The sequence below is a fragment of the Streptomyces sp. YIM 130001 genome, from assembly GCF_003574445.1.
Lineage (GTDB): Bacteria > Actinomycetota > Actinomycetes > Streptomycetales > Streptomycetaceae > Streptomyces.
The window spans coordinates 1-17,686 of record NZ_KZ984572.1; the positions used below are offsets into that span (position 1 = coordinate 1).

Genomic DNA, 17,686 nt, shown 5'->3' on the forward strand with positions numbered 1-17,686 from the left:
GGTCTTGTTGCAGGGTCGGCTTCCCTGCGCGCCTCGCGCCCGTCCTCGACCGCGCGGACCGACAAGGGCACGCGGGCGAATGCGGGATCACCCGCATCGAGCAGCACCGGGCACAGGGCGCGGGACGGTGCTTACGGGGTTGCACCTTCCGTAGCGGCATGTGGTCCGGTGGACTCCGGTGGACTTACGTCCCGATGCCTTGAGGAAAGGTCCTTGCTCATGCATTCGTCTTTCGTGCCGCCCCGCCGGGTCAAGATCGGTGACGCGGCGGCCTTCGCCGGCAGCACGCCACGGGCGATTCGCCACTACCACGAGATCGGCCTGCTCCCCGAGCCCGAGCGGGGCAGCGATGACCGCCGCCGCTACGGGTACGAGGACATGATCCGGCTGCTGTGGATTCGCAGGACGGCCGATGCCGGGATCGCCCTGGACGACATCCGGGACGCCTTCACCACCGGCCCGGCTTCCGCCGGTGCGGACGGCGCAGCAGGTATCGCGGACATCCTGGAACGGTTGAAGGAAACCCTCGCCGAGCGGGAGGCGGAATTGCGGCGGCAGCGGGCCTCCGTGCAGCGGATGCGCACCCGAGGCAGCCGGATGGGCCTGCTCTCCGACTTCGTCACCGAACGCCTCGAGGGCCTGCCCGAGGGCTCCCTGCGGCAGGCGGACCTGGACAGTCTGCTGGTCACCGAGCGGATCTTCGGCCCGCTCGGCGCGGCCGTCCAGGCCACCCGCTTCGTCGTCCTGGCCACGCATCCCACTCTGCGGGAGGAATCCGACCGCATCGATGACGCCGAGGAGGCACTCGACGACACTGTCGCCGTCGACGATCCACGGGTGGCGCGAGTGGCCGTCGAGCGGCACGCCTTCGAGAGCGCCCTGCACGCCGTCATCGAGGAGTCCGGCCTGGACGAGGACGACGACGCGCTCTTCGACGCCTGGGACACCTTGCACCCGGCCACCGCCGACGACGGCGAGGACGGCGTCAGTCCCGGCAGGCGCGAGGCCGACTCCATGAGCGTGCTCGAAGCCACCGGCAAGATGCCCTACGACTTCTCCCCGGCCCGCCTGCGCTGTATGGAACTGGCCGTAGAACTCTCCGTCCGAGACTCACCCGCTGCCTGAGACACGTGCTGGTCGTACGGCCCGAAGCGCCCTGCACACGCCGGGCACTGCCGGCGGGGCGGTATCCGGGCACGGCACAATACGAGCCATGGACTACGGGGTGCGGGAACCAGCCCGGCTCGGACAGACCCGGTTGCCGGACGGCCGTCTCCTCGGCTGGGCGGAATGGGGGCCGGCTGACGGCGCACCGGTGCTGGTGTGCCCGGGTGCGGCCACCAGCAGACGGCTCGGGTTCGGCGGCGACGTCGTCGACTCGGCGGGTGTCCGGCTCATCAGCGTGGACCGCCCGGGCCTGGGCGCGTCGGACCCGGCCCCCGGCCGTTCGCTGACCGGCTGGGCCAGGGATATCCGGCACCTCGTCCAAGTGCGGGCGCTGCGCGCGCCGTTGGCGGTGGGGTTCTCGCAAGGAGCGCCGTTCGCACTCGCGTTGGCGGCGGACGGTCTGGTGGACGCGGTGGCCGTGGTGTCCGGCAGCGACGAACTCGCCCACCCTCGTTTCACCTCCTCGCTGGACCCGCAGGTGCGGGACCTGGTCGACGCCGTGGCGTCCCGACCCGAGGACGCCGAGGCCGACTTCGCCCGCTTCGGCAGCGCCGATGCGCTCTGGGACCTGATCATCAGGACGAGCCCGGAGGCCGATCGCACGGTCTACTCCGACCCGGTCTTCCGGCGCGCGTTCCGGCGGGCGATGCGCGAGGCATTCGGTCAGGGCCCGGCAGGCTACGCGCGTGACACCGTCCTGGCGATGGGCCGCTGGCCCTTCGACCCGGCCGACATCGCCGCGCCGGTCGACCTCTGGTACGGACAGCAGGACACCAGCCCGACCCACTCTCCGGACCTCGGCGCCTCGCTCAGCCGACTGCTCCCGACATCGACCCGTCACCTGCTTCCCACCGCCGCGGGATCATTGCTCTGGACCCACGCCGACGACATCTTGCGCACGTTGCTGAGCCGCGCCCGATGAACGCCCACCGGGTCCGCCACGTCGTAGGTGCGGGCTGTTCGTCACGCCGTTCGCCCGGGAGGTCGTGTGACGGTGAAGGCCGAGCGTTCCGGCGCAAGGTGCGCAGGGCTCTGCGGGGCGGGGGTGACCGTGGCCGTGCTGACGGCCGCCGGGTGTGATGCAGGAGCGAAGGACGCTGGTGATGCTCTGCGGGAGCGGGCCCGGGAAGTCGCCGCGGCCTGGGACGAGCGGGCCGTCACAGCCTCGCCGCCGACGAGGCCTCCCGTCGCGCCGAACCGAGATCTCCCCGGCCACCCGGTCCGCGGGTCGATCGCTGTCGAGGGGCTGAGGGTGACGGTCATCGCCGTCCGCGGCGCCTGCGACACCGGTGCGCAGGTAGATGTACTGGAGACGCGCCGCAGCGTCGTCCTGTCGGGATCGGTCGAGGGCCACCAGGACGGCGGCTCGTGTACGAAGCAGGCGAAGCAGCAGGAGGTGACGGTGAGGCTCGAACGGCCCCTGGACGAGCGTCACTTGCTCGACGCCCGCACCGGGCGGCCCCTGCGCCACAAGGGGGCGTCGCCGTCATGACCGACCTGCTGCAGGCTCACGGTGCCGCGCGCGCGATCGCCGCGTCGGTGCTGGGGCGTGACCCGGGGCCCATGGCCACCGCACAGAGCAGTTCCCACCACGTCTACGTCGGCGACGAGATCGTCGTGAAAATCATCGAGGCCGACGGTCACACCCGCCTGGACCGGGAGACGGCTCTCGCACCGCACCTGCCCAGCGGACTCACCGCACGACTCCTCGACGCCGGGCTCCACAGGCTGGGAACGCGCCACGTCCGCTACGCCTGCTACGCCCGTGTGCCGGGAGCGGTCCTCGGCATGGGCCTGCCGGGAGTGGACGCCGCGACCGCACGCTCATCGGCCGAGGAAGCGGTCCGTCAACTCGACCGCCTGCACGCCTGGTTGCCCGGCAGCGACAGCGAGCGGGTGTTGAGCGAACCACTCGACCACGGCGGCTTCACCACCCGGACCGCGCTCTTCGCCGAACTCGAGCGCATCGCCGCCCTGGACCGGCACGGCACCGTCCCCCGCCCCTTGCTCGCCGGCCTGGCGGCCATCGCGCGGCGCGCGCCGACGGGCGGCGCACGAGCCGTCGTCCCCGTTCACGCCGACTGCCACTGGGGCAACTGGCTTGTGCGCGGGGCGGGTGTGGCGGTGCTGGTGGACTTCGAGTGGGCCCGTTTCGGGGAACCCGCCGACGACTGGTTCTTCCTCATTCGATTCAGCGGCCCGCACCTCGACGCCGTCCTCGACGTGGTCGCGTCGGCGACGGGGGCCGTACCGGAAGACCTCCGAGCGGAATGCGAGGTACGCGAAGCGGCCCATCTGGCGTCCGACCTTCGCATCGCCCTCGGACAGCCCGATACACGAAGGCGGTTGAGCACCGAAAGGCTGCGCGCACTCGACGACCTGGTCACCGGGCGTACCTGGCACGCGTCCAGGCCCTCGTGACGGTGGGCGTGCGCTGTCCGGAACGCCACCTGCTCAACCGGTGACGTCCCGGTCGGCGTTCCGGGGGCGGCGCCCGGAACGCCGGGCTCCCCGCGGGCAGGCACCGGCCCGGTCGTGCAGAGGTCGGGCGTCTCGCCCGCCGCTGTCGCTCCGGCGCGAACGGCGTGGGCCTCAGGCGGCGATCTGGGCGGCGAGCCGGTCCGCGGCGGTGCGGGGCTCACGGCCGAGGAGTTCGGTCAGGAGGGGGCCGGTCTCGGCGAAGTGGCCGGCGCGGGTGGCCTGGTACCAGGTGAGCATGAAGCGGGCCATCGGCTCGGGGACGCCGGCCGCGATCTGGTCGGCGATCCACTGGTCGTCGTCCAGGACGGTGCGCTTGACGGTGCGGCCGGTGAGGTCGGAGGCGATCCTGGCGAAGTCGTCGAAGGTGACGGCGGTCGGCGCGGTGAGGTCGACCGGGCCGTCGACGGTGCGGTCACCGGCGAGGAGGGCCGCAGTGGCCTCGGCCACGTCGTCACGGTCGGTGTACGGGACGGGGCCGTCCTGCGGCTGTGCGATCTCACCGGTCCGCTGCCACGGGCCGAGTACCTGGTCGAGCGGTCCGTAGGCGCCGTTGCGCAGTGCGGTCCAGGCGACCCCGGAGTCGGCGAGGGCCGCCTCGGTGTCGATGTGGAGGGCCGACGCCGGGTACGGGTTGCCGGGGACGGCGCCCTGCTGGCTCGTGTAGAGGATGCGCCGGGCGCCGGCCTCGACGGCGGCCTCGATGGCCGTGCGGTGCAGGCCGGCGATGTCGGCGGCCGGGTCGTTGCCGGACACGAGCAGGACCTGCTCGGCACCGGCGAAGGCGTCGCGCAGCGCCGCCGGATCGTCGTAGGAGCCCTGGCGTACGCGCACGCCGCGGTCGGCGAAGTGCCGGGCCTTTGCGGTGTCGCGGACGCTGACGCCGATCCGGTCCGCGGGTACGCGCTCGAGGAGGTGCTCGACGGTGGCGCCGCCGAGACCACCGGTGGCGCCGGTGACAACGATCATGTTCTCTGCCTCTTCCTGTGCCCGCGCCGTCCGTCTCGGAGATGGGCGGCAGCGTAAGTTGACCACGGTGGTCAGTTTCTCTTCCGTCGACGAGCGTAGGTAAGCTGACCGCAGGAGTCAATTTATGGCCCAGAGGTGCAGAGACGCAGCGACGCAGTGGCGTCGGCGACAGTGGAGAGGGTGAGCGGACATGGCCGGTGCGGTGCCTTCGTCGGAATCCCGGTTGCGCGCCGACGCCAGGCGCAATTCCGAGCAGATCCGTGCCGCCGCGGTCGGCGCCTTCCAGGGGCGGGGCCTGACGGTCCCGCTGGATGAGGTCGCCAGAGCGGCAGGGGTGAGCAAGGCGACGGTCTTCAACCGGTTCGGCGGCCGGATCGGCCTCATCGACGCCGTCATCGAGGAGGTCGTCGCGGCGGAGCTGCTCGCCGTCATCGATCGCGCCCGGACCATCGGCGACATCGACGAGCGGATCGTGTACTACTTCACCGCGCTCCGCGATCTCCAGTACCGCCAGCCCGCCGTGAACGACGTCCTGCTGCAGACCTATCCCAATTCGCAGCCACTGATGGAGATCTGCCGGGCGGGGAGCGAGGCGAACGAGGAACTCATCGCAGCCGCACGGGTCTCCGGCGCGCTGCGGCCGGAGTTCACGGCGGGCGACCTGCACGCACTCGTCGTCGACAACGCCCTCGCCCTGAAGCACGGTGAGCGCCCTGCCCGGGACGACTACGACCGCCGCACCACGTACTTCCTTGACGGAATCCGCGGCCGCCCGTCCGCTTAGGACGCACGGCCCCGCGGATGCACGGCCCCGCGGACGCACGGTGGAGCCGCGGGCTGAGCGGCGGGGTCAGGAGGCGCCGTCGAGGACTTCCCGCAGTCGCTGCGCGAACTCGTCCGGCTTCCCCGGGTATCCGAACTCCTCGTCGCAGAACCCGCTGTGGTGGCTCGGGAACACCGTCACCCGCTGCCCGAGCAGTTCGGCGGCCGCGACGGACGTACGCCCGGTCTGCACGGCGTCGGACTCCTCGCCGACGGCGATCACCGTGCGGGTCGGCGCGGCGGCGATCGCGTCGACGTCCGGCCGATAGTCGCTCAGCGCCCAGGACAGGTCGGACAGCAGCGGATCGCCGCGCGACCCGTCGTCCTCCGCGGGCATCCCGAACGCGGCGGGATCGGCCTCCGGCTGTGCGAAGTACGCGTCCGTGAACTCGCCTTCCCACGAGGTCATGACCACGAACGCCGCCATCCCGGCTCCCCACCCCCGCTTCTCGTACGCGTCCCGGACACCGGCCCGGGCCCGCACGGCCGCCGGACCGTCCGGCGTGAGCGTGATGAGCGGCGGCTCGTGCGCGACCAGGGTGGTCACGTCGGCGGGGTACTCCGCCACGAGCGCGAGCGCGGTCACCGCTCCACCGCTGCTCGCGAACAGCTCGACCGGCCCGGCCCCGAGCGCCTCGATCACGGCGTGCACGTCCCCGGCCTGGGTCTGCGGCGTGTGGTCCACTCGCCCGTCCTTACGGGTGCTGCGGCCGAGCCCGCGCGGGTCGTACGTGACGACGGTCCGTTCCGGAAACCGCGCGGCGAGCGCGGCGAAGCCGGTGGCGTCCATGGGCTGCCCGATCATCAGCAACGGCGGGCGTCCCGCTGGGGCCGGCAGCGGCCCACGCACGTCGTACACGAGGTCCGCGCCGGCTGTCTCAAGCGTGTGAGTCTTCATACCCATGGTGACCGGCCACGTCCCGCGAACTCATCGGAGCGGCGGGAGGGGGCCGGCCCGCGACGGGTGTCTGCCTTCCGTCAGCGCAGACCGAGGGCGTCCATGGTGATGTCGGCCATCTGCTTCTCGCCCTCCGCGTTGGGGTGCACGGGCACGAAGTTGGTGCCGAACAGGGCCGGTTCGACCCAGCGGTCGCCGGAGCAGCTGTCGTGGCCCTCGGACTTCTCGGCCAGGTCGACGAAGGTGGACCCGGTCTCGTCCGACGCCTGCTTGACGACGCCGTTCAGGGTGGACTGCAGGGAGCGCAGGTACGGCACGTCGCCTTCGGCGATCGGCATCTTGGCGAAGCAGGACTTGTCGAAGGCGGCGGGCATGATCCAGGGGTACCCGAGCACGGCGACCTCGGCGTCGGGTGCCTTCTCGTGCACCGCGGCCAGTGCGGCCTTCACGGCGGGGTACGTCTTGTTCCGCACGTCGTCCTCGAAGGAACTGCCGTTCTTGTCCTTGCAGGGGCTCCCCTTGCCGAGGCTGCCCGCTCCGGCCAGTCCGCAGGCGAGCACGGCGTCGAGGAACGTGCCGTTGTCGTTGCCGCCGATAGTGAGGGTGACCAGCTCGGTGTTCTCGCTCACGGCATCCAACTGCGGTGCCACACCCGCGTATTGCGAGTTCGCGAAGTGCTCCGTGGTGGCGCCGCCGCAGGTGGCGTCGGTGAGGTGTGCGCCGGTGGCCTGCGCGATGACGTTCGGGTAGTTCTTGGTGGACCGTGCGCAGAGCAGGTGTGCGGTGGGGTCGAGGGGCAGTACGCCGGACGCGGCGCTGTAGCTGTCGCCGAGCGCCGCGTACTCGGACCCGTCCGAGGGTGCTGCCTGTGCCGGAGATACGAGGGCGGTTGCTCCGAGGACTCCGGTGACCGTCGCTGTCACAGCCGCGGCACGAGCGAGCTTGCGCATGGCGTCTCCAATGTCGTCTCAAGGTGGGGGGAGTGACCGGCCGGGTGCAAGTGGAGGCCTCTCCAAGAGAGTTGGCTCATCATGGGGCAGTCCACGCGTGCGCACCAGACGCCGGATGCAGGGATCTGGATGACTCCGCGTGTGGTTCGTGGAGTATTCATCCGGGCTCGGAAGTGGTACGGGACGGCTCCTGAGGGAAGTTGAATGGGCGTCAGACAACTCGCTCGGTGAAGTCGGTGAAGTCGGTGACGTCAGCGACTTCGGTGAATGCGGGCGGATCGGGCAACTCGGACAACATAGTCGCGATGGTCGACTGTTCGGTGGAACGGCGCCCGGTGCCCGTGTCTGCCGCGGCCGGACGCCCTCGTCGAGTTCGCGGAACTCGGGGCCTGGTTCGACTGCGCGTACTCGGGTCAGGGTGTCCGCGGGGGTGTACCGCCGGCTGGGCATGCACGGGAACGCCCGCCCCGTCCAGCTCTCCATCGGCGTGAGCTTCCTCGGCGAGTCCCTCGTGATCGGCTACCGCGGCGTGACTTCGGGAACCCCGTTCGCCCCGTCACGCGCCCCGTCGCGAGTCCGGTCGGGCCGCCGTACGTAGGCCGTATGCCGGGGCGGCGCACGGACGGGGCCCGCCCCGCGTGGACGCTGCGACCGCGCGCCCGTCGGGCCGGGGGAGCGGTCCAGCAGCTCGGCCGACTGCACAGCTGGGCGCCCGGGGACGGACGCCGAACCGGGGCTGAGCGGCCCCCGATCACGGCGGTCTCACCGGCCGGCCCCGCGCCCCGCGCCCCGCGCTCTGCGTCGAACTCGAGCGCATCGCCGCCCTGGACCGGCACGGCACCGTCCCCCGGCCCGTGCGCGCCGGCCTGACGACTCGTGCGGGCAGCGGCGCGCGCCTCGACTCCGTAGTCGACGTGATCGCGTCGGCGGCGAGGCCCGTGCCGGAAGACCTCCGGGCGGACCGAGGTGCGCGTAGCGGCCCCACCTCGTGTCCGACCTGCTCGCGTCCGACCTGTGTACCGCGCTCGAACAGCCCGATACACAGCAGCAGTTGGGTGCAGACAGGCCCCGTGCCCCCGACGTCTGCCAGCGGGCGAACGCGCGGCATGCCGCCGAGCGTCGCGACGGGCGGGTGCCGCATGCCGTGAACGGGCGCGGCGCCGGACGGATCAGCGGAAGGCGGCGGCGTTCTCCGAGACCCACTGACGGAAGGGCCGGGCCGGGGAGCCGGTGAGCTGCGAGACCGTGTCGCGGACCTTCAGCAGCTCGTCGTTGACGTCACCGCCCGTCACGTCGAGCACCGCGTCCGCGGCCTCGTCGCCCAGGAATGCCGCCATGTGCCGGTGGGCCTCCTCCCGGCTGATCTCGGCGAAAGGCACCTCCCGCCCCAGTGCCGCCGCGACGGTCGCCACCTGTTGGCGGGCAGTCACCGGCTCCGGGCCGGTCAGGGCGTACGTACGGCCTCGGTGACCGGGCTCGGTCAGCGCCACTCGCGCCACCGACGCGATGTCCGCGGGGTGGATCGTGGGGAGAGCGATGTCCGCGTACGGCACCTGGACCGGTTGGTGCCCGCGGATCGCATCGGCCCACCACAGGGCGTTCGAGGCGAACTGCGTCGGCCGCAGAATCGTCCACGCCATGCCGCTGTCCTTGAGCAGCTGCTCGACAGCCCGGTTCTCGGCGGCTGGGCCGAGGTGTGGATGTGTCTGGACGGTGATGGACGACACCACCACCACGTGCTCCACGCCTGCCTGCCGGGCCGCGTCGAGGATGTCGGCGTCCGAGCCCATACGCGATACGAGAAACATCAAGCGCACCCCTGCCAGGGCGCGCTTCAGCGACGCTCCGTCCTCGAAGTCCCCTTCGATCGCCTCGACTTCGTCCGGGAACGAGGCCGCCCGGGCAACGTCACGAGTGAGGCCCCGCAGTGGCCCGGCCCCGCTCGCGTGCAGCTCCCTCAGCAGCGAACTTCCTGTGTTCCCGGTGGCTCCCGTCACGAGAATCATGAGCGCGTTCTCCCCTCCTCGGATGCTCGACCGAAGGGGACGCTAGAAGCTCAATCGCGCTTCAGGTCAAGGGGACGCGGGGGACGGCTCGGACCAGGTGGCGAGGAAGTCGGTCCAGGTGGCAGGGGCGACGGTGAGGTGCGGTTCGTCGGGCTGCTTGGAGTCGCGGATGTGGATGGCGGTGGGGTGGCCGGCGATTTCTACGCAGTCGCTGCCACTGCTGGCGCTGTAGCTGGACTTGTGCCAGTCGTGGGCAACCTCTACGCACTGGCCGCCGCTGCTGTCGCTGTAGCTCGACCTGAACCAACGCAGAGTGCTGGTCACTGTTCTTCTCCCGCCAGCCGTTCGATGAGGGTCAGGGATTGGTCTGGGTCCAACGCTTGTGCGCGGATCTTCGCATACTGCTGTGCTCGTGAACTCACCTTTTCAGGTTCGCTGATCAGCAGACTCTCGTCCTGGATCTCCATGTAAAGCAGGTGATCGTGACTTGGGGTCTCGATGAGGGTCATGCCGCCTCGGGCGCCAGCGTGATCGCCCCTGATTCCTCGTTCCAGCGGAAGAACCTGCAACGTCACGTTGCGTCGCTCGCCCAGTTCCGTCAGATACAGGAGTTGTTCCCGCATGATCTCGCGGCTACCGAACGGGCGTCGAAGGACGGCTTCTTCAACGACCAACTCGACGAGGGCGACGGGTACGCGATCGAACAATGCGCGACGAGCCAATCGTGCTTCGACGAGCTCCTCGACTCGTTCCTCCTCGAGTGGCGGGTAACCTCCGCCGATGAGCGCGCGTGCGTAACGCTCGGTCTGGAAAAGGCCGTTGATAACGAAGGTTTCGTATGAGGACATCGTCAAGGCCGCCTGCTCCAGGGGAACGAAGTTCTTGAACTGCACCGGATACTTCTCCAGCCGTACGAACTCCCGCGCATCCTCGAAGAGCCCCAATCCGCCCCCGAGCGCTGCCTCCAGCGCGATCAGCATCTGATCGCTGGCGGGCTGTGCGCACGTCTCCATCGCGCTGATGGCTGCCGCAGTGAAGCCGGTGCGTTCGCCCAACTCCCGTTGGGACAGGCCTTGTTTCTCGCGGAGTTTGCGGGCCATGCCGGCGACGTAGCGCGTGGCGGAACCTGCCGTGTGCTTGTTCTGTGCCCGCGCCATCGCGGTCACCCCCGGGCTCGACGGGACTCGACTCTGACTCAACCGAAATCAACCGGTCACAACCGGGCCGCGCCCCGCCGCAACCATCCTCGGCAGTTGATCCGCAGCCCTGGAAAACGCTAGTCCGACCTGCGGAAACTGACCCCATGAATACGGAAAGTGACAGGCTGTGTCCCGCTTGGGTGCCCCTGCGCGGGTTCCAACTCCGCAAGGCGGGCGTGCAGTTCGATGCCGTGAGGGTCGACGGGGACGGCGGGCGCGCGCTCGCGGACGGGCTGGCTCGGCTCACCGCCGGTGACCCGGGGCCCGTGGTGGAGGAGGCGAACGGGCGGCGTTCGGTCTACTTCCTGGTCGCGGCGGGCAGTACGGCCTACCGACCGTGGCCGGTCGAGGTGACTCGGCTCGCGGCAGGCCCGGGGCACATCGCGTACATCCCGGTGCCCGCTCTCAACGGCTGTACGTGGCCGCTGAGTTGGCGGCACCGGCCGCGCGGCGCGGACCTGGTGCACACTCAGCTCTTGCGCAGTGCGTTGTTCGCCCTGTGATCCGGGCCCGGAGCCGTCTCGCCGTCCTCGGCGATCAGCAGCCGCGCGGTGCGTTCCGCCGTCCCACGCGCCCACCGCCCCGAGGTGACCGCGCCGAGGATCAGTACGGCGAGGCCGCAGCCGGCGAGGATCCACCAGGCGATGCGTTCCGTGTCGCCGAAGTTGCCGTACGACCCGCTGCCGACTGCTGCCGAGGCCATCACCGCTCCGACCACGGCGACGCCCAGCGAGGAGCCGACCTGGCGACTGGTGGAGGCGACCGCGGCGGCGACACCGGCCTGGGCACGGGGCATGCCGGAGACGGCGGTGTTGGTGATGGGGGCGTTGACCATGCCGAAGCCGATGCCGAACAGGACGTACCCGGTGAACAGGACCCCGAGGTGCAGTTCGGCGGACGAGGTCAGGGCGAAGAGGACGCCCGCCGCCGTCATGCCGGTACCCGCGGCGAGCAGTGGGAGGCGAGGGCCGCGGGCGCCGACGATGCGGCCGGACAGCGGCGCGAACACCAGGGTCATCGCGGCCATCGGCAGCAGGTGGAGCCCGGCGTCGAGGGCGTCCATGCCCCGTACGTCCTGCAGATACAGCGAGGTGAGGAAGAGGAAGCCGCCGAGTCCGGCGAACGCGCACACCGCGATCGCGGTGGCTCCCGCGAACGGTGCGCTGTGGAAGAACCGCAGGTCGATGAGGGGTTCCGAGCGCCGTGCCTCGTAGCGGAGGAGGGCGAGCAGGGCGAGGGCCGCGATGCCTGCGCAGGAGAGCACCAGCGGGGAGCCGAGGCCGTGATGCGGACTCTCGATGATCCCGTACGTGAGGGACACGAGCAGGACGATCATCAGGAGCTGGCCGACGGGGTCGGGGCGGCGGGCGCGCGGGGCGCGGGACTCGGGGACGTAGCGGGTGGTGAGGAGGAGGGCGGCGATACCGATGGGGACGTTGACCCAGAAGATCGCGCGCCAGCCGCTGAGGTCGACGAGGAGTCCGCCGAGTACCGGGCCGGCGGCCATGCTGAGGCCGACGACGCCGCCCCAGACGCCGATCGCGCGGGCGCGCTCGCGGGGCTCGGTGAAGGTGTTGGTGATGATCGACATGGCGACCGGGTTGAGCATCGAGCCGCCGACGGCCTGCATCGCGCGGGCCGCGACCAGCCAGCCGAGCCCCGGCGCGAGGCTGCACAGCAGCGATCCGACGACGAACACCGTCAGACCCCAGCGGAACACTCTGCGCCGCCCGATCCGGTCGGCTGTCGCGCCGGACAGCATGAGCAGGGCGGCGAGGACGAGCGTGTAGGCGTCGATGACCCACTGCAGGCCGGAGACGGAGGTGTCGAGGTCGCGGCGGATGTCGGGGAGCGCCACGTTCAGAGCGGTGGTGTCGAGGCTGACGATCAGCAGGCTCATGCAGCAGATGGCCAGGACGAGGAGCCGGCGGCGGCTGCTGAGCGGTTCTGCCGGATGCGGTTCCACGTGACGCTGTTCTGCGGGACGCGGTTCGATGGGACCGGGCACGGTGGAGCCAGCCTCCTTCCGCCCGACAGGTACGTGCGGCACACGGCGCGGCCGACAACCGTTTCAGCGTACAACCATCTGCGGTGGGGTGCGGGGCCGGTCAGGGGGCCCGGCGGGCGGAGGACTTGAGCCGGTCGGCGAGTGCGGTGACGAGGTCGCGCAGTGCATCCGGGCGCTCGATGACGAACGGCCGGTCGAGGGCGGCGAGTACCGGCGGCAGCCAGTCGAGCCGCTCCGCCCGCAGCTCGACGCGCAGCCAGCGCTCGGCCTCCGGGCCCGCGTCCGCCGAGGTCCCGGGGTCGGCCTCCGCCACGCTCGCCACGCCGGCGGGAAGCCGGACGCGGACCTGCTCGACCGTCCCGTGGATCCGCAGCGTCACGCGATGCCGGTACTCGGCCGTCGCGAACCCGGACAGCACGCGCTCGGCGGGGCCGGGTCCCTCGGGCTCGTCGAAGGAGCCGGGCAGGGCCCTCGCGTCCGCGATGCGGTCGAGCCGGAAGGTCCTGTTCTCGCCGATCTCGGGGTCGGGGCCCGTGACGTACCACCGGCCGGAGTGGGCGACGATCCCGTACGGGTGCAGCGTGCGTTCGCTGCGCCGGCCGTCGCGGTCGGTGTACTTGACCGAGACCGGCCGGCGGTGGCGTACCGCGTCGGCGACGGTGAGCAGGACCCCGGCGTCCGGGGTGTCGAACTCGCCGGGCGGGGCGGTGAAGGCGAGGGATTCCAGGACGGTGTCGAGCCGGCGGGCGATGCGTGCGGGCAGCACCCGGCGGATCTTCGCGGCGGCCGTCTCGCCCGCCGTGTCCGCGGCCGTCATCAGCCCCGCTCGTCGGCCCGCGACCAGGCCGAGCAGTACGGCGAGCGCCTCGTCGTCGCTGAGCATGAGCGGGGGCAGGCGGTAGCCGGGGCCGAGCCGGTAGCCGCCGTAGCGGCCGCGCACCGCTTCGACGGGTACGTCGAGGTCGATCAGGTGGTCCACGTACCGGCGGACGGTGCGGCCGTCGACGCCGAGCCGTTCGGCCAGTTCGGCGATCGTCCGGGTGCCGCCCGACTGCAGCAGCTCGAGGAGGGTGAGTACGCGGCCGGTGGGGCGGGACATGGGCAAGAGCCTAGCGTCGATAGTGGACCGATTCTGTCCACTATCTGTCCTAGCGTGCGAAGGGCAAGGGCTCCACGGCGGGCCGCCCGACAGCTCATGGAGAGCACCATGGAATTCGTCTCGATCCGGATCATCACCGACGACGTCGCACGCCTCGTCGAGTTCTACGAGCGGGCCACGGGCGTCCGGGCGGCCTGGTCCACCGACGACTTCGCCGAACTCCGCACGCCCGGCGCCACGTTGGCGATCGCGGCCACCCGCACAGTGCCGCTGTTCGGGCCGGGCGCCGCACGCCCGGCCGACAACCGCAGCGTGATCATCGAGTTCCTCGTCGACGACGTGGACCGCGTGCACGGGAACCTGGCCGGGTTCGTCACCGACTTCGTCAACGAGCCCACGACGATGCCGTGGGGCAACCGGTCGCTGCTGTTCCGCGACCCGGACGGCAACCTCGTCAACTTCTTCACCCCGGTGACCGAGGCGGCCGTCGCGAAGTTCGCCCGCTGAGGCCGGCGCGGGTGCGGCCACCGGGAGTCGTGGCCTGCCGAGGAGCCCTCCGCCGTCACTGCACGTCGGAGCCGAGCGTGTCGGACTTCGGTCCCGGCCCGTGCGCGAAGTCGCCCGGCCGGTGCAGACGTGCCGTGTCCTGCGGCCACTTCCCGTCCCGGGCGGGGAAGGTCCACAGCGCGCCGTCGAAGTCGCCCGTACGACTTGCTCCGATGGTCAGGTCGCCGGAGCCGTCGCCGTCCGTGTCGCCCAGGCGCAGGCCGCTGCCGAACCCGGAGCGGGGGTGCGTCTCGTCCTGCTCCCGGGCTTCCTTCCGGGACGAGGCGGGTTCTTCGGCCAGGCCGGCGCCGCGTCCGGTGAGGCCCTCGGGTCCGCCGTGCAGCAGGACGACGCCGTTCCTGCCGTCGTCCTCGCCCAGGGACGCGCTCGCCGCGACATCCGCGTAGCCGTCGCCGTCCGCGTCGCCGGCGTCGATGGTGCCGGCGAATCCGTCGAACTCCCGCTTGTGGCCGGGCACTCCGGGGGAGTCCTGGTCGAGTTCGGTACGCCGCTCCGGGTCGGGTCCCTGCTCGGAGCCGGGGAAGACCTCGAGGGGGCCGGTCCGGCCCGATTCCGGTCCGACGTCCTTCGGGTAGCGGCGCATGATGAAGTCCGTGAAGCCGTCCTTGTCGACGTCGCCGAAAGTCGCGGTCTGGATGCCGGGCAGCACGTCGGTGTCGGGCTTGCGGAAGCCGTCGGGGCCGCCCGCCGTCCAACTGGTCTCGACCTTGCCGCTGTCCATGCCCTCGGGATCGGTGCCGTGGGAGCTGATCAGGTCGTCGCTCCCGTCGCCGTCCAGGTCCGCGGCGAACACGCCGACGAGTCCGTCCGTGTCGGGGAGCGGCGCGGGGACGGCGGCCGTACCGCCGGTACTGCCGTCGCGGCCGAACGGGCCCTTGAGCAGGCCCTGTCGGGACCCCAGCCGCAGAACGAGATCACTGTGTCCGTCGCCGTTCATGTCGCCGGCGACGAGCTGGTCCTCGTCGAGCGAGGTGCGCAGGTAGTTCTTCGGTACGCCGTCCAGGTACGAGCCGCCGTCGAGGCCCTTGGGCGATCCCCACAGGACGACGATGCCACCGTGGGTGCCCCCCGGCAGCTTGCTCTTCTTCCTCCACGTCTCGACCGACGCCGCCAGGTCCGTGTAGCCGTCGCCGTCGAAGTCCCGGGCCACGGTCAGCCCACCGAAGCCGACACCGTCACCCTCTGCCCCGGGAACGCCGGGGCTGTCGAGGGTCATACGTATCCGACCCTGCTCGCCGACCCCGGAACCGGCTTTGTCCGCCCCGGACTTGGCCTTGTCGCTGCCCGAACGACCCTTGTGCGACCCGTAGATGACGTAGACGCCACGACCGACGCGGCCCTCGCCCGTGCTGTGGACGTCCTGCGTACCGTCGTTGTCGAAGTCCGCCACCGGTGAAGTTCCCGCGGGCCCCTCCAGCGCTGCGGAGCGCGGCTTCGGATCCTCGGCCTCCGTGTCGTCGCCGCTCAGCGATCCCCACAGCAGCGGGACCGCGGCGATCACGGCGACGGCCACCGCCGCCGCGACGAGCGCGAGGCGCCGCCGGTGGCGGGAGGGCCCTTCGGGGGCCGGTTCTGGTGTCGTCTCACCGAGGTCGTGCACGGGCGGTTCCCCCAAAGCCGAACGCTGTGTGGTGCGGGTGCGCGGGTCAGGCCCCGCGGAGCGGGTGACCACCGGCCCGCCCCTGCCCCGTATGACAGCTGTCATGCCGGAGTCCCGACGGCAGACACTGCCGCACGACCCGCCCCGACGGCCAGGATCGGGGGCATGAAGAGGACAGAATCCGGGACCACGACGGGCACAGCACCCGAACCCACGACGGGCACCACACCCGCGGTCGCCTTCACGGCGGTCACCAAGTGTTACGGCCGACTCCGGGCGGTCGACGGCATCGACCTGAGGCTGTACCCGGGAGAGACGGTCGCCCTGCTCGGGCCGAACGGCGCCGGCAAATCCACCGCCCTCGACCTCTTGCTCGGCCTGCGCCCGCCGGACAGCGGCTCGGTCAGCCTCTTCGGCACCAGCCCGCGCGAGGCGATCGTGCGCGGCCGGGTCGGCGCGATGCTGCAGAGCGGCGGCCTGATGGACGAGGTGACGGTCGCCGAGCTGGTACGACTCGCCTGCGACCTGCACCCGCGTGCGTACCGGCCGGAGGAGGTCATGACCCGGGCCGGTGTCGCCTCGATCGCCGACCGGAAGGTCAACAAGCTCTCCGGCGGCCAGGAGCAGCGCGTCCGCTTCGCGCTCGCCACCGCCGGTGCGAACGACCTGATCGTCCTGGACGAGCCGACCACCGGCATGGACGTCACGGCACGCCGGTCCTTCTGGGCCACCATGCGGGAGCAGGCGGGGCAGGGCCGTACGGTCCTGTTCGCCACCCACTATCTGGAGGAGGCGGACGCGATCGCCGACCGGGTGATCGTGCTGCACCGGGGCCGGGTGCTCGCCGACGGCACGGCCGCGGAGATCAAGGCGAAGGCCGGGGCGCGCAGTATCGCCTTCGATCTGGAGGGCGAGGCCGACGAGGCGGCGCTGCGCGGCCTGCCGTTCGCGACGACCGTCACCGTGTCGCCGTCCGCCGGCAGCCGCGGTGTCCGGATTCAGTCCACCGATGCCGACGCGACCGTGCACGCGCTCTACGGGCTCGGCGTCTACCCGCGCAATCTCGAGGTCGCCGGTCTGGGTCTCGAGCAGGCCTTCGTGGCGATCACCGAGGCCGGGGAAGCGATCACCGACCGGCAGCAGCAGGCAGACACCGACCGGCAGCAGGAGGCGACGACCAAGTGAACAGCCTGATCAAGCTGGAGATCACCCGCGCTCTGCGCAACCGCAAGTTCCTCTTCTTCTCGGTGGTCTATCCGTCGCTCCTCTTCCTGCTCATCGCGGGCGGCGCGGACAGCAAGACGCTGGTGGACGGCACGGGCCTGAACCTGGCCTCGTTCATGATGGTGTCGATGGCCTCCTTCGGCGCGCTGACCGCCGTACTCCTCGGCAACAGCCAGCAGATCGCGAAGGAGCGCGAGAACGGCTGGGTGCGCCAGCTCCGCCTCTCCACACTGCCGGGCCGCGGCTACGTCCTCGCCAAGACGGCGAGCGCTGCCGTCGTCTCGCTGCCGTCGATCGTGATCGTCTTCGTGGTGGCCGCGGTGTTCAAGAACGTCACGTTCGACGCCTGGCAGTGGCTGGCGCTGACCGGCGCGATCTGGGCCGGCAGCCTGTGCTTCGCGGCGCTCGGGGTCGCCATCGGGTACCTGGTGAGCGGGGACGCGGTGCGGCCCGTGGCGATGCTCGTGTACTTCGGGCTCTCGATCCTGGGCGGCCTGTGGATGCCCACCACGACGTTCCCGCAGTGGCTGCAGGATGTCGCCGACTGGATGCCGACGCACGCGTACGCTGCACTCGGCCAGGCCATCGAGCTGGGCAACGCCCCGCACGCGCAGGACGTCGCACTGATCGCCGTGTACTTCGCGCTGTTCGCGGGCGGCGCTGCCTGGCTGTACCGGAAGGACACGTTGAAGGCGTGAG

Annotated in this window: 18 protein-coding genes; 9 read left to right on the plus strand and 9 right to left on the minus strand. The window is 71.2% G+C overall.

The window, feature by feature from the left end:
* Nucleotides 1-219 precede the first annotated feature (219 nt).
* From DSC45_RS32120 to DSC45_RS32135, 4 genes are all read left to right on the plus strand, one after another.
* Nucleotides 220-1,125 (plus strand): MerR family transcriptional regulator, encoded by a 906-nt coding sequence (locus tag DSC45_RS32120; RefSeq protein WP_119295545.1) that lies wholly within the window; start codon nucleotides 220-222, stop codon nucleotides 1,123-1,125.
* An 88-nt stretch (nucleotides 1,126-1,213) separates the two neighbouring features.
* Nucleotides 1,214-2,089 (plus strand): alpha/beta hydrolase, encoded by an 876-nt coding sequence (locus tag DSC45_RS32125; protein WP_119295546.1) that lies wholly within the window; start codon nucleotides 1,214-1,216, stop codon nucleotides 2,087-2,089.
* Between the two features lie 330 nt (nucleotides 2,090-2,419).
* Nucleotides 2,420-2,659 carry a hypothetical protein gene (locus tag DSC45_RS35940; protein WP_162929408.1) on the plus strand — a complete coding sequence of 80 codons (240 nt, stop codon included), beginning with the start codon at nucleotides 2,420-2,422 and terminating at the stop codon, nucleotides 2,657-2,659.
* On the plus strand, nucleotides 2,656-3,588 hold the full coding sequence (locus tag DSC45_RS32135) for a protein kinase family protein (RefSeq protein WP_119295548.1): 933 nt from the start codon (nucleotides 2,656-2,658) through the stop codon (nucleotides 3,586-3,588). The genes DSC45_RS35940 and DSC45_RS32135 overlap by 4 nt, the downstream gene beginning before the upstream one ends.
* A 171-nt stretch (nucleotides 3,589-3,759) precedes the next feature.
* On the opposite strand, the gene DSC45_RS32140 is transcribed toward DSC45_RS32135, so the two are convergent.
* A complete protein-coding gene (locus DSC45_RS32140; RefSeq protein ID WP_119295549.1) occupies nucleotides 3,760-4,614 on the minus strand; it encodes an NAD(P)H-binding protein in 855 nt (284 codons plus the stop codon).
* A gap of 190 nt (nucleotides 4,615-4,804) precedes the next feature.
* Here DSC45_RS32140 and DSC45_RS32145 point away from each other — a divergent pair, with 190 nt between their 5' ends.
* A complete protein-coding gene (locus tag DSC45_RS32145) occupies nucleotides 4,805-5,398 on the plus strand; it encodes a TetR/AcrR family transcriptional regulator (RefSeq protein WP_119295550.1) in 594 nt (197 codons plus the stop codon).
* 66 nt (nucleotides 5,399-5,464) lie between these two features.
* On the opposite strand, the gene DSC45_RS32150 is transcribed toward DSC45_RS32145, so the two are convergent.
* The 5 genes from DSC45_RS32150 to DSC45_RS32170 form a co-directional block, all read right to left on the minus strand.
* Nucleotides 5,465-6,334 carry an alpha/beta fold hydrolase gene (locus tag DSC45_RS32150; protein ID WP_119295551.1) on the minus strand — a complete coding sequence of 290 codons (870 nt, stop codon included), beginning with the start codon at nucleotides 6,332-6,334 and terminating at the stop codon, nucleotides 5,465-5,467.
* Between the two features lie 80 nt (nucleotides 6,335-6,414).
* Nucleotides 6,415-7,284, minus strand: coding sequence for an SGNH/GDSL hydrolase family protein (locus DSC45_RS32155; RefSeq protein ID WP_119295552.1), 870 nt, complete (start codon nucleotides 7,282-7,284; stop codon nucleotides 6,415-6,417).
* A gap of 1,169 nt (nucleotides 7,285-8,453) precedes the next feature.
* Nucleotides 8,454-9,290: an NAD(P)H-binding protein gene (locus DSC45_RS32160; RefSeq protein ID WP_119295553.1), complete on the minus strand. Its 837-nt coding sequence runs from the start codon at nucleotides 9,288-9,290 to the stop codon at nucleotides 8,454-8,456.
* 66 nt (nucleotides 9,291-9,356) lie between these two features.
* Nucleotides 9,357-9,614 carry a DUF397 domain-containing protein gene (locus tag DSC45_RS32165; protein WP_119295554.1) on the minus strand — a complete coding sequence of 86 codons (258 nt, stop codon included), beginning with the start codon at nucleotides 9,612-9,614 and terminating at the stop codon, nucleotides 9,357-9,359.
* The gene (locus DSC45_RS32170; RefSeq protein ID WP_119295614.1) at nucleotides 9,611-10,447 is read right to left on the minus strand and encodes a helix-turn-helix domain-containing protein; all 837 of its coding nucleotides are present in this window, start codon (nucleotides 10,445-10,447) and stop codon (nucleotides 9,611-9,613) included. The genes DSC45_RS32165 and DSC45_RS32170 overlap by 4 nt, the downstream gene beginning before the upstream one ends.
* Before the next feature lie 146 nt (nucleotides 10,448-10,593).
* On the opposite strand from DSC45_RS32170, the gene DSC45_RS32175 reads away from it, so the two are divergent.
* Complete coding sequence (locus tag DSC45_RS32175) at nucleotides 10,594-10,992, plus strand: hypothetical protein (RefSeq protein WP_119295555.1); 399 nt, start codon at nucleotides 10,594-10,596, stop codon at nucleotides 10,990-10,992.
* On the opposite strand, the gene DSC45_RS32180 is transcribed toward DSC45_RS32175, so the two are convergent.
* The gene (locus DSC45_RS32180) at nucleotides 10,959-12,455 is read right to left on the minus strand and encodes an MFS transporter (RefSeq protein WP_276145484.1); all 1,497 of its coding nucleotides are present in this window, start codon (nucleotides 12,453-12,455) and stop codon (nucleotides 10,959-10,961) included. The two genes, DSC45_RS32175 and DSC45_RS32180, sit on opposite strands and share 34 nt — an antisense overlap.
* A 142-nt stretch (nucleotides 12,456-12,597) precedes the next feature.
* Nucleotides 12,598-13,596: a helix-turn-helix transcriptional regulator gene (locus DSC45_RS32185; protein WP_119295556.1), complete on the minus strand. Its 999-nt coding sequence runs from the start codon at nucleotides 13,594-13,596 to the stop codon at nucleotides 12,598-12,600.
* 108 nt (nucleotides 13,597-13,704) lie between these two features.
* Here DSC45_RS32185 and DSC45_RS32190 point away from each other — a divergent pair, with 108 nt between their 5' ends.
* The gene (locus tag DSC45_RS32190) at nucleotides 13,705-14,103 is read left to right on the plus strand and encodes a VOC family protein (protein WP_119295557.1); all 399 of its coding nucleotides are present in this window, start codon (nucleotides 13,705-13,707) and stop codon (nucleotides 14,101-14,103) included.
* Between the two features lie 55 nt (nucleotides 14,104-14,158).
* Here the strand turns inward: DSC45_RS32190 and DSC45_RS32195 are convergent, their stop codons facing one another.
* The gene (locus tag DSC45_RS32195; protein ID WP_119295558.1) at nucleotides 14,159-15,763 is read right to left on the minus strand and encodes a hypothetical protein; all 1,605 of its coding nucleotides are present in this window, start codon (nucleotides 15,761-15,763) and stop codon (nucleotides 14,159-14,161) included.
* Between the two features lie 165 nt (nucleotides 15,764-15,928).
* Between DSC45_RS32195 and DSC45_RS32200 the strand changes: the two genes are divergently transcribed.
* A complete protein-coding gene (locus DSC45_RS32200) occupies nucleotides 15,929-16,948 on the plus strand; it encodes an ABC transporter ATP-binding protein (RefSeq protein WP_119295559.1) in 1,020 nt (339 codons plus the stop codon).
* The gene (locus DSC45_RS32205; RefSeq protein WP_119295560.1) at nucleotides 16,945-17,685 is read left to right on the plus strand and encodes an ABC transporter permease; all 741 of its coding nucleotides are present in this window, start codon (nucleotides 16,945-16,947) and stop codon (nucleotides 17,683-17,685) included. The genes DSC45_RS32200 and DSC45_RS32205 overlap by 4 nt, the downstream gene beginning before the upstream one ends.
* Nucleotide 17,686: the final 1 nt, after the last annotated feature.

What these genes read in the sequence shown, in the direction of transcription:
- DSC45_RS32140 (WP_119295549.1), bottom strand. Translation starts at nt 4,614, where the DNA reads ATGATCGTTGTCACCGGCGCCACCGGTGGTCTCGGCGGCGCCACCGTC.
- DSC45_RS32200 (WP_119295559.1), top strand. Translation starts at nt 15,929, where the DNA reads ATGAAGAGGACAGAATCCGGGACCACGACGGGCACAGCACCCGAACCC.
- DSC45_RS32170 (WP_119295614.1), bottom strand. Translation starts at nt 10,447, where the DNA reads ATGGCGCGGGCACAGAACAAGCACACGGCAGGTTCCGCCACGCGCTAC.
- DSC45_RS32120 (WP_119295545.1), top strand. Translation starts at nt 220, where the DNA reads ATGCATTCGTCTTTCGTGCCGCCCCGCCGGGTCAAGATCGGTGACGCG.
- DSC45_RS32150 (WP_119295551.1), bottom strand. Translation starts at nt 6,334, where the DNA reads ATGAAGACTCACACGCTTGAGACAGCCGGCGCGGACCTCGTGTACGAC.
- DSC45_RS32190 (WP_119295557.1), top strand. Translation starts at nt 13,705, where the DNA reads ATGGAATTCGTCTCGATCCGGATCATCACCGACGACGTCGCACGCCTC.
- DSC45_RS32145 (WP_119295550.1), top strand. Translation starts at nt 4,805, where the DNA reads ATGGCCGGTGCGGTGCCTTCGTCGGAATCCCGGTTGCGCGCCGACGCC.
- DSC45_RS32175 (WP_119295555.1), top strand. Translation starts at nt 10,594, where the DNA reads ATGAATACGGAAAGTGACAGGCTGTGTCCCGCTTGGGTGCCCCTGCGC.
- DSC45_RS32160 (WP_119295553.1), bottom strand. Translation starts at nt 9,290, where the DNA reads ATGATTCTCGTGACGGGAGCCACCGGGAACACAGGAAGTTCGCTGCTG.
- DSC45_RS32135 (WP_119295548.1), top strand. Translation starts at nt 2,656, where the DNA reads ATGACCGACCTGCTGCAGGCTCACGGTGCCGCGCGCGCGATCGCCGCG.
- DSC45_RS32185 (WP_119295556.1), bottom strand. Translation starts at nt 13,596, where the DNA reads ATGTCCCGCCCCACCGGCCGCGTACTCACCCTCCTCGAGCTGCTGCAG.
- DSC45_RS32125 (WP_119295546.1), top strand. Translation starts at nt 1,214, where the DNA reads ATGGACTACGGGGTGCGGGAACCAGCCCGGCTCGGACAGACCCGGTTG.
- DSC45_RS32155 (WP_119295552.1), bottom strand. Translation starts at nt 7,284, where the DNA reads ATGCGCAAGCTCGCTCGTGCCGCGGCTGTGACAGCGACGGTCACCGGA.